The sequence below is a fragment of the Marinobacterium sediminicola genome (assembly GCF_022343685.1).
Taxonomy (GTDB): domain Bacteria; phylum Pseudomonadota; class Gammaproteobacteria; order Pseudomonadales; family Balneatricaceae; genus Marinobacterium; species Marinobacterium sediminicola.
On the sequence record NZ_CP092123.1, the window covers coordinates 2,719,016 to 2,732,478 of the forward strand.

Genomic DNA, 13,463 nt, shown 5'->3' on the forward strand with positions numbered 1-13,463 from the left:
CCGCCGACGCCCATTATCCTCGCGGCTACCGTTGCTGCAGCTCCTGTTTGAGCTTGCGGTAGGTTTCCATATCGATCTCTCCTCGCGCCAAACGCTCGTCAAGAATCGCCAGAGCCTCACGAGAATCACGCTTCTCGGAGTCACTCGACCCTTTCAGCCATTTAACCAAGGCCAGGATCAGCAACACCATCAACAGCCAGAACAACAGCATATGAATGCCGCCAAACAGCATCCAGCCCCAGCCATGGGCCTGATAATCACCCCACATAGTGAGTTCTCCTCTGTTAATTGACCGGGCGGGGCCTGCAACCAGAGTTACAGGCAGCCCGGTTTGATCAGTGCTGCATGAAACCGAAGGAACCTTTCATCCTGTGTCCATCATCTCCCATCGTCGTCCAATGCACGGTGTAGTTGTCAGGCTTCAATACAGGCACGGGCACGCTGAAATCTGTACCGGGTTCCATAATCGGGCTGAAATCGATTGCGACGGGTCGGTTGTCCGAGCTGATCAGTTTTACATTGACAAGACGAACCGGCTTGCCGAAGTTCAGCTTAAGCTCTCCTACTTGCTCCATCATCATCGCCCCGTCCATTGGGTGACTGCCCATCATGTCAGTGTGTGCCAGAGCCGGAGTAGCAAGTGCAATCAGGCCTGCGGCCAAAAGGGATTTGAACATGCGCATCAGGATGTTTCCTTTTCGTTGGTTTTATTGGATTGGGTCACCGGAAAAGCCTCTGCCAGTGATTCAGGTGTCAGGGTATGCAATGAACGCAGGCGCCACAGGTAATAGACCACAGGCAAGACCAGCAGGGTCAGCACTACAGCACTGACCATCCCGCCCACCATCGGTGCAGCGATACGGCTCATCACTTCGGAGCCTGTCCCGCTACCGTAAAGGATGGGCAGCAGACCGACGATGATTGCAGCGGCCGTCATCATAACGGGACGCACCCTCAGACCGGCACCATGCAGAACCGCATGACGCAGTGTTTCCTCTCGAGGTAATACCTGGTGCGCGGCACATCGCTGCAGCATCTCCCGCCACGCCTGATTAAGATAGACCAGCATGATGACTCCGATCTCGACCGCCACGCCCGCCAGGGCGATAAAGCCGACGCCCACCGCGATTGAAAAGTTAAAGCCCTGCCAGTACATCAACCAGACGCTACCCACCATCGCCAGTGGCAGCGTACCCATGATGATGGCCACTTCTGTCAGGTTGCGGAAGTTGATATACAGCAGCACCACAATGATCGCCAGTGTCAGGGGTATTACATATGTCAGTTTCTCCTTCGCCCTGAGCATGTACTCGTATTGCCCCGACCAACTGATCGAATAGCCTGCAGGCAGTTCCAGTTCATCGGCGACCACCGCCTGAGCACGGGAAACATAGCTACCGAGGTCTACCCCTTCAATGTCGATAAAGGTCCAGCCATTCAGGCGTGCGTTTTCACTCTTGATGCCTGGAGGACCATCTTCAATGTAGATATGAGCGACATCGCCCAAAGCGATCCGCTGGCCAGAGGGGGTTACAATCGGCAACAACGCCAACTGTTCAGGCGAATCCCTGTACTCCTGTGGATAACGTACGTTTATCGGATAACGCTCCAGTCCCTCGACGGTCTGAGAGACGTTCATTCCTCCCACGGCACTGGCTACAATCTGTTGAATGTCGGCGATGTTCAAGCCATAACGGGCGGCATCACCCCGCTGAATATCGACCTTGATGTAACGACCGCCTGCCACACGCTCGGAATAGACCGATGCGGTCCCCGGAACCTCCTTCAGAATCGTCTCCAGCTGTTGTCCGATGGCCTGTATTTGGGACAGCTCAGGTCCCGCGATCTTGATGCCCACCGGCGTTTTGATTCCGGTCGCCAGCATATCGATACGGGTTTTGATCGGCATCACCCACGCATTGGTCACTCCCGGGAGCTTGACCAAAGCATCCAGCTCCTGCTTGAGGCTTTCCGTGGTGACGCCCTCTCGCCATTCCTCTCGCGGTTTCAGCTGGATGAAGGTTTCAATCATGGTTAAGGGAGCCGGATCAGTGGCCGACTCGGCACGACCCACCTTACCGAAAACGCTTTCGACTTCCGGTACCGTCGCGATCAGCTTGTCGGTCTGCTGCAGTACCTGCCTTGCCTGCCCGATGGAAATACCGGGATAGGTTGTCGGCATATACATAAGATCACCTTCATCCAGGTTGGGGATGAACTCGCTGCCGATCTTATCCACTGGCCAAAAGCCCAGCGCCAGTACCGCAAGTGCGCCCAGAAGGGTCGTCTTTGGATAGCGCAGAACCCCCTTCAAGGTTGGCAAATAAACGGCGGTCAGCAGCCGGTTGATCGGGTTCTTGTGCTCGGGCAATACCTTGCCGCGAATGAAGTATCCCATCAGCACGGGCACAAGCGTGATCGCCAGAGCCGCAGCAGAGGCCATGGCATACGTCTTGGTGAATGCCAGCGGCGTGAACATCCGCCCTTCCTGAGACTCCAGTGTAAACACCGGGACAAAGCTGACCGTGATGATCAACAGGCTGAAAAAGAGTGCAGGCCCCACTTCACAAGCGGAGTCTGCCACCACTTTCCAGCGGTTTTCCCGCGTCAGCGGAGTACGCTCCATATGCTTGTGCATGTTCTCGATCATCACGATGGCGCCATCGATCATCGCACCGATGGCGATAGCGATACCGCCAAGGGACATGATATTGGCGTTGATGCCCTGCAGATGCATGACCCCAAAAGCCGCCAGAATGCCGACCGGAAGACTGACAATAGCCACCAGCGATGAACGAACGTGAAACAGGAACAACATACACACCAGCGCAACAACCACGAACTCCTCCAGCAACTTGTGCCAGAGGTTCTCGACAGCGCGACCGATCAGGCCTGAACGATCGTAGACGGTGATGATCTCCACCCCTTCGGGCAATCCGGCTTTCAGGGATTCCAGTTTCGCCTTTACCCCTTCTATGGTTTGCTGAGCGTTTTCGCCAAAGCGCATGACGACCACGCCACCAACCACTTCACCTTCACCGTTCAGTTCTGCAATGCCACGACGCATTTGCGGCCCGATACCGATTTCAGCCACGTCCTTCAGCAGCAGGGGGGTACCCTTGACGTTGACACCAAGCGGGATACTTTTCAGATCCTCCACGCTCTGGATATAACCGCTGGCACGCACCATGTACTCAGCCTCGGCCAACTCCACCACTGACGCGCCCACCTCCTGGTTACCCTGGCGGATCGCGTTCTTCACCTGGGCCAAGGGAATATTGAGGGCTCTCAGCTTTTCAGGATTCACCTGCACCTGATATTGCTTGACCATGCCTCCGATCGCCGCGACTTCGGAGACACCGGGGACTGTTTGCAGCTCGTATTTGAGGAACCAGTCCTGCAGCGAGCGCAACTCGCCGATATCATGCTTGCCGCTGGTATCCTGAAGTGCATACAGATACACCCAACCAACCCCGGTTGCATCAGGCCCCAGCTGGGGACGAGCATTTTCCGGCAGCGATGGTGCGACCTGAGAAAGGTACTCCAGCACTCGACTGCGCGCCCAATAGATATCGGTATCTTCGTCAAAGATTACATATACGTAGGAATCACCGAAGAAGGAAAAGCCGCGGACAGTTTCCGCACCAGGCACCGACATCATGGCGGTGGTGAGCGGATAGGTCACCTGATCCTCGACCACTTGCGGTGCCTGTCCGGGGTAACTGGTCTTGATGATCACCTGAACATCAGACAGGTCCGGTATTGCATCGATGGGAGTGTTCTTCAGTGACCAGCCGCCCCAACCCAGCAACAACAGGGTTGCAAGCAGCACGAAGAAGCGGTTGCAGACCGACCAGCGAATGACAGACTCAATCATTTCGCCTCCTTGCCGTTACCGGACACATCCTGCTCCATGGAGTGCATGCTGTGATCCATGCTTTCCATTGCGGACGAAGCCGAAGCGCCTTCTCCCGGCTCGGTAATGAAGACATCAATCACCTCATATCCACCACCGTCGAGCTTGCTCACTTCGATCTGGCCCTTGGCACCCGGCGCCAGTTCCGCCATATCGACAAACTCGGAGACACTGAAATCCATGCGCATCTCCGGCCAGCCCCAAGCGGGAATTGCAGCATGGCTCACGTTGATCTTGCCGTGCTGATGCATCACCTCATGCACGGTGGCATCAACCCAGACACGGGATGGCGTGCCTGTGGGCGAGCTGCCTTCTGCCTGAGTATCCCCACTGACAGTCTCTGCATTCGACAAGAACACATCAGCAACCTCGTAACCGCCGCTATCCAGCTTGAGCACTTCGATCTGCCCCTGGGCACCGGGCACCAACTCGGACATATCAACAAACTCGGAGACACTGAAGTCCATACGCATCTCAGGCCAGCCCCAGTCGGGAATAGCCGCATGGCTGACATTGATCTTGCCCTGTTCAGGCATCACCGCATTGACGGTCGCATCGACCCAAACACGCCCAGGTGTGGTCAGGCTCCCACCAGCCATAGCGGTGGGGCTGTTGTCATCGGCATCACCGTAGTACATGCGACTGAAATCAGAGGTCTTGCTGGATTCGGAGTCGAGCAGGAACTGGGCAGACGTGACTACCTGCTCTCCTTCACGGATGCCCTCCAGCACTTCGACCCTGCTGCCGTCACTGCGCCCGATCTTGACATGTACAGACTTGAAGCGGCCCTCGCCCAGCGCCAGCACCACGCGATTGTTGTCTCCCCCACGGATCACGGCCTCGCGGGGCACGCTGAGCACATCGATATCGGTATCATTATGAATGCGTACCTGTGCAAACATGTTGGGCTTGAGCAGGTGATCACTGTTGTCGAAACGCATACGCACCCTCAGGGTGCGAGTATTCGGGTCCAGGGTCGGGTAGATGTAATCCACACTGCCCTGCCATTCGCGCCCCGGCAGATAGTCCAGCTCCATGCTAACCGGCAAGCCGGTTCGAATCAGGCTGGCCTGACGCTCAAATACCTCGGCCTCAACCCATACTTCGTCCAGGCTGCCAATGGACATCAGCGTCATGCCGGGCTGCACAAACAACCCCTCACGCAACGTAAAATCGTCTACCACGCCCGTCGCGGGCGCATAGAAGGTGACTGTCTGTGATACCTTGCGCTCTCGACGCAACGTCTGGATCACTTCATCCGACACGTTCAGGGAGCGCAAGCGAGACTCCGCTGCCTGTGCCAGGCGTGTATCACCTCGGCCCAGCGCAAACAGCATCTCCTCCTGAGCATTGACCAATGCCGGCGAATACAATTCGTACAGCGGTTGCCCCTGCTCGACCGGTTCCCCGGCGGCCTGAACATGAATCCGTTCCACCCAGCCTTCTACACGGGGATGCAGATGAACGATTCTGTCCTGATCGTACTGCACATAACCGACCGTGCTGACCTCGAAACTCAGGGCACTGTGCTCGACGCTGGCTGTACGCACACCAAGATTATTCACCACTTCGGGCGAAATACGGATCGTTCCAGGCCCCTCATCGGCCCCGGAGGCCGCATCTTCCTCATAGACCGGAATCAGGTCCATGCCCATTGGCGACTTGCCCGGCTTGTCACGCCGGTAGTTGGGATCCATGGGCGCAACCCAATACAGGGGTTCGGGTTCAGACGAAGCAACAGAAGTTTTGCCGGCCTCGGAGCTCGCCCCCTGATTCAGTACATAAACCGCACCACCGCCCACGACACTGCCCAACACCAGGGCACCCAGGAATTTGACTGTTCCACTCATGTTTACTCCTCCTTCTGGCTTACCTGGGTCATCAGATAATTGAGCTGGGCGACCTGCTTCTGCTGCTCGGCCACGATTTCGATCTCTGCCAGACGGGCATTCAGTTCGGCAATACGCGCCCTGACCACCTCGGCAAAATCCCCCGCATCACGGGTATAGGCATTGAGTGCCGCCTCAGCCGCCTGTGCGGTCTGCGGCAGCAGTTGTTTGCGATACAGAGAAAGCCGTTCGTTCAGACGCGTCCATGCCGCCAGTGATGTGTCATAGGCAGCCAGAAGTTGACGCAGTTTTAACAGCCGCTCGGTACGTATTACTTCTACCCGAGTTGAAGCCGATGCCAGTTCACCATCCTGTCGCCGAGTGGAAAACAGGGGCATTTCCATGCTGACGCCAAGACTAAAGAGGTCTGCCCTGTCACGCCCCATGGGATCTTCGCCTCTGTAGCCATAGCTGGCACTGACGCCCCAGGCGGGCTTGTAGCTCTGTTCGGCCAGACGAATATCCGTCTGTGCCACCTCAACCTGCCGATCGAGCAATACCACAGCGGGGTGCTGCAGGAAGAAACGTGCGCGTCCATCGTCGCCGACCTCGGCCGGCACCTGACGCACCAGCTCCATATCGGGCTGCTGTGACGAGATGGCGATTACGGCTGCCTCGGCAGAGCTTTCCAGAGGCATGGCCACCCACTCGGAAAGACGAGCACGCAGGGTGTCATACTGCAGTTCAAGACGATTGATCTTGTCCTCTAGCTGGGTCAATTCAAGCTGGGCACGCACCACATCCTGCTGTTGTGTTTTACCCAAAGCCACCCTGTAACTTGAGGTTGCGACACTCTCCAATTGCTTGAACAGCCTCCGGTTGAGCCGGATCAGCTCAAGGCTCTCACGTGCCTGCCAGGCATCGATCCACAACTGACTGATCTGCATGCGCACTTGTGCACGGCGCTGCTGACGCATCAGCGGCTGTAAACGCGACTCCTGACTGAAACGCTGCTCTTTAAGCTCAAGGGTATCGCCGCGCGGAAGCATTTGGGAAATCCCAACTGCAAACTGGGTCATCCCCTCCTGTCCAAAGTTCAGGCTATCCGTGGGCACGTTCGCCAGCGCAAGACTGATTTTGGGATCAGGCAGCGCCCCGGCCGCATCGGCCATGGCACGCTTGGCGGTTTCATTGTAGTGGCTGGACGTCAGCCAAATGTCATTAGCCAGCGCCCGGTCAACAGCCTCTTCAAGGGTAAGACCGGTGGCATGGATCGAGCTGCTCAGCAGCAGTCCAGCCACCACTCCCCAACATCGCAGGTGGGCCTTGATATCTGTCGTCATAACTTCCTCGTCTGAACGCAATCATATGACTGCCCCACTGGGGACAAGCCATGGAACATGTGTAAATCGGCCTACCGGGCCGATAAATCAGAAGCGTCAAGCGAAGCGTGGAGGGCGGCCGGGTGGCGAGAGTACGAGAGAAAGGAGTTGGTAACCGCCTGAGACAAAGTACTCACGGCCAGTATGAGGGATGACACCGATGACCTGATTGAGCAGTCCCTGAGAGGAAAAGCAGTGATCCGGTGAGCAATCAGGCATACTCTGGCAGCTACCATTGGGAGGCAGCCCATCATCGGACATGCGTTGATGATCGGAACATCCCGGCGGCCTGTCTGGCATCAAATGCCCGGCATGCTCTGCCATTGTCGAGGTGTGACCGAACCCCGGGGACGGTGCATCCACTGGAATGGGCAGCATCTGGTCAGCACGCGCAACGACCGACAACAGGAAAGTCGTCAGGTACAAAAGCAGGGCTGTGTATGAACGTATACGCACCGATTGTTCATCCAGAAGAGTTTCTGTCAATTTCGCCTTTTAATCTAAAGCGTTGAGCCGGGGGACTCAAGTAAAAACCGGCCGGATTACATAGATGTAATCTCCATGACAGGTTCCGTAGACCGACTGGACCATCCTGAAAACCGGCGCTGGCACAGGAGCGACCTGTCATATGATCACTCCTGGCCAAGGCGTTTTAACTGCCCAGCTGTGCCCTGAGCACATGCTTCTGCAGTTTCCCGGTCGATGTCTTCGGCAGCTCCGGCGTGAAGACGATCTTCTTGGGGATCTTGAAGCCGGCCAGATGTTCCCGGCAATGTGCGATCACATCCTCTTCGGATACGGGGTCGACTCCGGCCTTGAGGGTGATGAAGGCACAGGGAATCTCACCCCAGTGTTCGTCCGGCGCGGCCACCACGGCGGCCTCGAGCACAGCCGGGTGATGGTAAAGGGCGCTTTCCACCTCCAGCGTCGAGATGTTCTCACCACCGGAGATGATGATGTCCTTGGAGCGGTCCTTGATTTCGACATAGCCATCCGGATGCCAAACCCCCAGGTCACCGGTATGGAACCAGCCGCCGGCGAATGCCTTCCGGGATTCATCGGGGTTATTGAGATAGCCTTTCATTACCGAGTTGCCGCGCAGGAACACCTCACCGATGGTCAGACCATCCTGCCGGACCGGTTTCAGCGTCGCCGGGTCCGCCACCATCATGTCGGACATGGTCAAAAACGGGATCCCCTGGCGGGACATCTTCTGTGCTTTCTCCTTCGGATTCAGCTGGTGCCACTCATCCTGAAAATCACAGACCACGCTGGGACCGTAGGTCTCGGTCAGACCATAGAGATGCACCACCTTGATGCCCATTTCCTCCATCGCCTCGATGGTGGCGGCCGGTGGTGCCGCACCACCGGTCGCGGCCGTGACCTGTTGACTGAACGGCAGCTTCACTTCATCAGGTGCATTGATCAGCATGTTCAGCACGATGGGCGCGGCACAGAAATGGGTAACGCCATGCCGGGACAGTGCCTCGAACACCGGTTTCGGATGCGGCTGGCGCAGACAGACATGGGTACCGGCTACGGCTGTTACCGCCCAGGGATAGCACCAGCCGTTGCAGTGGAACATCGGCAGGGTCCAGAGGTACACCGCCCCATTCGGCAGACCAAAACCGATCACGTTGCTCAGCGCACTGAGAAAAGCGCCACGGTGGTCATACACGACTCCCTTGGGATTGCCGGTGGTGCCAGAGGTATAGTTCAACGCGATCGATTGCAGCTCACTGTCCGGCAACTCCCATTCGAAATCATCATCACCGGTCTGCAAGAGCGTATCGTAGGTCATGTCACCGATCAGCTCGCCCCCCTCAAACAGAGGGTCGTCCACATCGATCACCTTTGGCTTGGCATCACAACCGGCCAGCGCCTCGCGGGCACGCTCGCTGTATTCTCGATCGGTGAAGAACACACTAGCATTGCCGTGATTGAGCATGAACGTCATGGTCTTGGCATCAAGACGCGTATTCTGTGCATTGAGCACAGCCCCCAACATCGGCACAGCGAAGTGCAACTCCAGCATTTCGGGAATATTGGGCAGCAGCGCCGCGACGGTATCGCCCTTTTTGACCCCCAGTTTGCGCAGCGCTGAAGCCAGCTTCAGGCAACGCTGGTAGGTTTCATGCCAGGTCCGCTTGATGTCGCCGTGGATGACCGCCGTCCGGTTAGGGTGGGCCAGCGCGGCCCGCTTGATGAAGATGGTCGGGGTCAGGGCCGGTGAATTGGCCTCGACGGGGTCCAGATCATGCTCAAACATGTTTTCCATTTTCTTATCCTTATTATCAAGATCACGGTGTTTGGAACGGGTTTAGCGGCCACCTCAGAGGGTGAAGCCGCCCAGTTTGGTTTCCAGGTACTCCTCGATCCCCTCTTCCGCACCTTCACGACCCAGGCCGCTGTTTTTCATGCCTCCGAAGGGGGCTGCGGCGCTGGTGGGGTTGATATCGTTGATGCCGATGATGCCGAACTCCAGTGCTTCAAATGCCTTGAACGCCGTGGACAGGTCATTGCTGTAAACATAGGCCGCCAATCCGTACTCGGTATCATTGGCCATGGCGAGCACATCGTCGTCATCCTTGTAGAGGATCACCGGAGCCACGGGACCAAAGGTCTCTTCGCGATAGATTTTCATCTCCGGCGTCACACCGGACAGCACCGTAGGCGCATAGAAGCAACCGCCACTCAAGTCGGCATCCATCAAGCGCTGACCACCGGTATGCAGGGTCGCGCCCTTGGCCAATGCATCCTGTACCTGGCTGTCGACCTTCTCGAGTGCCGCCTCGTTGATCAGGGGGCCGATGCTGCTGCCGGCATCCAGCCCGTTGCCGGCGCGAAGCCGACTGGCCCGTGCGGTCAGTTCGGCGAGGAAGGCTTCGGCATGCGCCTCATGGACGAAGATACGGTTAGGACTGATGCAGGCCTGTCCTGTGTTGAGAAACTTCACCAGTGACAGCCCTTTGGCTGCATGCACAGGATCGGCATCCGGAAACACGATGGCGGGCGCATGGCCACCCAACTCCATCGACACCCGTTTCATGTGCGCGGCGGCACGTGCATTGAGGTGCTTGCCCACGGCGGTAGAACCGGTAAAGGTCAGCTTGCGGATACGCGGATCGGTGCAGAAGGCTTCCCCTACCGGCGCAGGGTCTAGACTGGTGATCACATTGATCACGCCGGCCGGGAAGCCGGCCTCCTCGAATACCTCGGCCATCGCCTTGGCGCACAGCGGGGTATGCTCGGCGGGCTTGAGCACCAGCGTGCAGCCGGCCGCCAGCGCCGGTGCCAGCTTGCGGGTAATCATCGAGATCGGGTAATTCCAGGGCGTAATCGCCCCGACCACGCCGACCGGTACCTTCTGGGTCATGAAACGTTGATTGCCCCGCGAAGAGGGAATGCTCTGACCATGTATGCGCTTGGCTTCTTCGGCAAACCAGAGCAGGAAATCGGCTCCGTACTGCACCTCGTTCAGCGAGGCCTTGAGGGGTTTACCCTGCTCCCGTGTCATCAGCTCGGCCAGCGCCTGCTTGCGGCTGAGCATGATTTCCCAGGCGCGGTGGAGCAGACCTGCACGCTCATAGGCGGTAGTCTGCTTCCAGCTTTTCAGCGCTTCGCTGGCGGCCGCAATCGCTGCCTCGATATCGTCAGCAGTACAGTCGGGCACTTCACCGATGACGTCTCCGTTAGCGGGGTTGGTGACTGCAAAGTGGCTCCGCTCGGTCACCCATTGTCCATTGATATACATACTTCCTCCGTTAACGCCTGACTCAGAGTGCCGTTTCCGGCAGTGCCATGATGGAATCCTCACCGGCCAGAACAGACGCCAGATAGCCGGTGCTACGCGGCAAAACATGATCGACAAAGAACCGGGCGGTTGCCTGCCTGGCTGGCAGGAGTTCCCCTTCGCTGTCGTCCGCGGCCAGCAGCGCCGACTTCACCATCAGCCAGCCAGCGGTGACGGTAGAGGTCAGCATCAGGAAGCTGAAGGCCACAGAACCGACAAAATGCTCGTTGGCACTGCTGTCCAGCACCTGCTGAAGTGCACTTTCCAGCTGAGCGATCGATTGCTCGAAAGCGTCAAGACGCTGACTTTCCAGTACTCCCGCCGCACGCGCATCTGCAGCTGTCGCACGCATTTCTGCCAGCAATTCCTGCAGTGCCAGCCCGCGATCACGAATGGTCTTGCGACCGATCAGATCAAGCGCCTGAATGCCGTTGGTGCCTTCGTAGATCGGCAGGATGCGAGCATCGCGGTACAGCTGGGCAACACCGGTTTCCTCGATAAAGCCCATGCCTCCGTGGCACTGCACCGCCAGCGACGTCACTTCCTGAGCGATCTCGGTACACCAGCCTTTCACCAGCGGCGTCAGCAGGTCGGCACGGCGCTGGAAGTAGGCACGACGCTCGGCATCGAGCTGCGCATGCTTGGCGTAGTCGACCGCGACACAACCGGAATAGGCCAGCCCACGACCGGCTTCGGTCAGCGCTTTCATGGTCATCATCATGCGGCGTACATCGGGATGACGCACGATGGGCGAAAGCCCCTGATCACCCGGTGCAGTCCCTTGAACACGCTCGGCCACGTAGCTGCGCGCCATCTGCAGCGCACGTTCGGAGATCGCCACCCCCTGCAGGCCAACGGTGAGTCGGGCGTTGTTCATCATGGTGAACATGCACGCCAGCCCCTTGTTTTCCTCGCCCACCAGATACCCCAGCGCACCCCCGTTTTCGCCATAGCTCATGACGCAGGTAGGGCTGGCGTGGATACCCATCTTGTGTTCAAGCGACAGGGCATAGCAGTCGTTGCGTTCGCCGGGGTTGCCATCGGCATCAGGGATAAACTTGGGCACCGCAAACAGCGAAATCCCTTTTACGCCCGGCGGTGCGTCCGGCAGCCGTGCCAGCACGAGATGGACGATATTCTCGGCCATGTCATGCTCCCCCCAGGTGATGAAGATCTTCTGGCCGGTAATCCGGTAGTGATCACCTTCAGGCCGCGCCTGAGTGCGGATGGTCGCCAGATCCGAGCCGGACTGCGGCTCGGTCAAATTCATGGTGCCGGTCCACTCGCCGCTGATCATCTTCGGCAGCAGCCGTTGTTTCAGTGATTCATCGGCATTTTCACTGAGCGCCTCGGTGGCGCCCTGTGACAGCAGCGGGCAGAGCCCCCAGGCCATATTGGCGGCGTGGATCATCTCCTGCACCGGAATGGCCAGAGAGAATGGCAGCGCCTGGCCACCCAGTTCGGCGTCAAACTGCAGGCCGGCCCAGCCCCCTTCGATATACTGCTGGTAGGCCTGCTTGAAGCCGTCCGGCGTCTGGACGCAGCGGTCCTCATCAAGACGCACACCGATCTCGTCACCGCTGCGATTGAGCGGTGCGATTTCGTTGCCGGCAAACTTGGCTGCCTCTTCAAGGATCGCCGCTACCACATCAGGAGAGGCATCCTCGTAATTGCAGGCCTTGGCCATTTCATCGAATCCGGCCAAACGTCTCAGCGCGAATTCCATTTCGCGGGTGGGTGCTCTGTACTCGCTCATGCTGTCTGTCCCCTTAGTCCATGTACTGGCCGCCGTTCACGGACAGGTTGGTACCGGTGACAAAACCTGCGTCATCCGCCGTCAGGAAGGTTACGGCTCGTGCAATCTCTTCCGGCTGGCCCAGACGCCCTACCGGGATACCGGCCACGATGCTTTCCAGCACCTTCTCCGGTACCTGACGTACCATCTTGGTATCGATATAGCCCGGTGATACGGCATTGACAGTCACGCCCTTGCGCGCGCCTTCCAGTGCGATGGACTTGGTGAAGCCGTAGATACCGGCTTTGGTGGCAGCGTAGTTACACTGACCGAACTGGCCCTTTTCGCCGTTCAAGGAGGAGATGTTGACGATACGACCGAAACCGCGCTCACACATGCCCTCGAACACCTGACGACTCATGTTGAACATGGAGTTCAGATTCACCTCGATGACACGATTCCACTGGCCGGGCTCCATCCGCTTCAGCGGTGCATCGCTGGTAATACCGGCGTTATTGACCAGAATGTCAATCGGGCCATGATCGGCTTCCACCTGCTGCACGAACGCCTGGCAGCCATCGAAGTCGGATACGTCCAACGGGTAGAGTTCAACCGAATAGCCCTGGCTTTTCATCGTCTGCTGCCAATCCTGAGCCTGAGCCGTGGCCTGCTCGTTGGGCAGATGAGTCCCGATCACCTTGCGTCCCTGATCCACCAGCGCCTGACACATTGAGGTGCCCAGACCACCGGTAGCACCGGTTACCACTGCGATACGATTGGTCATGATGTTCTCCTTCTTATTGTTAAT

Annotated in this window: 10 protein-coding genes; all 10 read right to left on the reverse strand. The window is 57.9% G+C overall.

The window, feature by feature from the left end:
- Positions 1-25 precede the first annotated feature (25 nt).
- The 10 genes from LN244_RS12350 to phbB all read right to left on the reverse strand — a co-directional run bounded on the left by LN244_RS12350 (position 26) and on the right by phbB (position 13,439).
- On the reverse strand, positions 26-268 hold the full coding sequence (locus tag LN244_RS12350; RefSeq protein WP_239040086.1) for an SHOCT domain-containing protein: 243 nt from the start codon (positions 266-268) through the stop codon (positions 26-28).
- 67 nt (positions 269-335) lie between these two features.
- Entirely contained in the window at positions 336-683 is a 348-nt protein-coding gene (locus LN244_RS12355; protein ID WP_239040087.1) for a copper resistance CopC family protein, read from the reverse strand.
- Positions 683-3,877, reverse strand: coding sequence for an efflux RND transporter permease subunit (locus LN244_RS12360; protein WP_239040088.1), 3,195 nt, complete (start codon positions 3,875-3,877; stop codon positions 683-685). The genes LN244_RS12355 and LN244_RS12360 overlap by 1 nt, the downstream gene beginning before the upstream one ends.
- Positions 3,874-5,766 carry an efflux RND transporter periplasmic adaptor subunit gene (locus LN244_RS12365; RefSeq protein ID WP_239040089.1) on the reverse strand — a complete coding sequence of 631 codons (1,893 nt, stop codon included), beginning with the start codon at positions 5,764-5,766 and terminating at the stop codon, positions 3,874-3,876. The genes LN244_RS12360 and LN244_RS12365 overlap by 4 nt, the downstream gene beginning before the upstream one ends.
- Before the next feature lie 2 nt (positions 5,767-5,768).
- Positions 5,769-7,088 carry a TolC family protein gene (locus LN244_RS12370; protein WP_239040090.1) on the reverse strand — a complete coding sequence of 440 codons (1,320 nt, stop codon included), beginning with the start codon at positions 7,086-7,088 and terminating at the stop codon, positions 5,769-5,771.
- Between the two features lie 96 nt (positions 7,089-7,184).
- Positions 7,185-7,583, reverse strand: a complete 399-nt coding sequence (locus LN244_RS12375) for a hypothetical protein (RefSeq protein WP_239040091.1) — start codon at positions 7,581-7,583, stop codon at positions 7,185-7,187.
- Between the two features lie 196 nt (positions 7,584-7,779).
- On the reverse strand, positions 7,780-9,405 hold the full coding sequence (locus tag LN244_RS12380) for an AMP-binding protein (protein WP_239040092.1): 1,626 nt from the start codon (positions 9,403-9,405) through the stop codon (positions 7,780-7,782).
- Between the two features lie 54 nt (positions 9,406-9,459).
- The gene (locus LN244_RS12385; protein WP_239040093.1) at positions 9,460-10,881 is read right to left on the reverse strand and encodes an NAD-dependent succinate-semialdehyde dehydrogenase; all 1,422 of its coding nucleotides are present in this window, start codon (positions 10,879-10,881) and stop codon (positions 9,460-9,462) included.
- Positions 10,882-10,903: 22 nt separating this feature from the next.
- Positions 10,904-12,676, reverse strand: coding sequence for an acyl-CoA dehydrogenase (locus LN244_RS12390; RefSeq protein WP_239040094.1), 1,773 nt, complete (start codon positions 12,674-12,676; stop codon positions 10,904-10,906).
- A 13-nt stretch (positions 12,677-12,689) separates the two neighbouring features.
- Positions 12,690-13,439, reverse strand: a complete 750-nt coding sequence (phbB, locus tag LN244_RS12395; protein ID WP_239040095.1) for an acetoacetyl-CoA reductase — start codon at positions 13,437-13,439, stop codon at positions 12,690-12,692.
- Positions 13,440-13,463 lie beyond the last annotated feature (24 nt).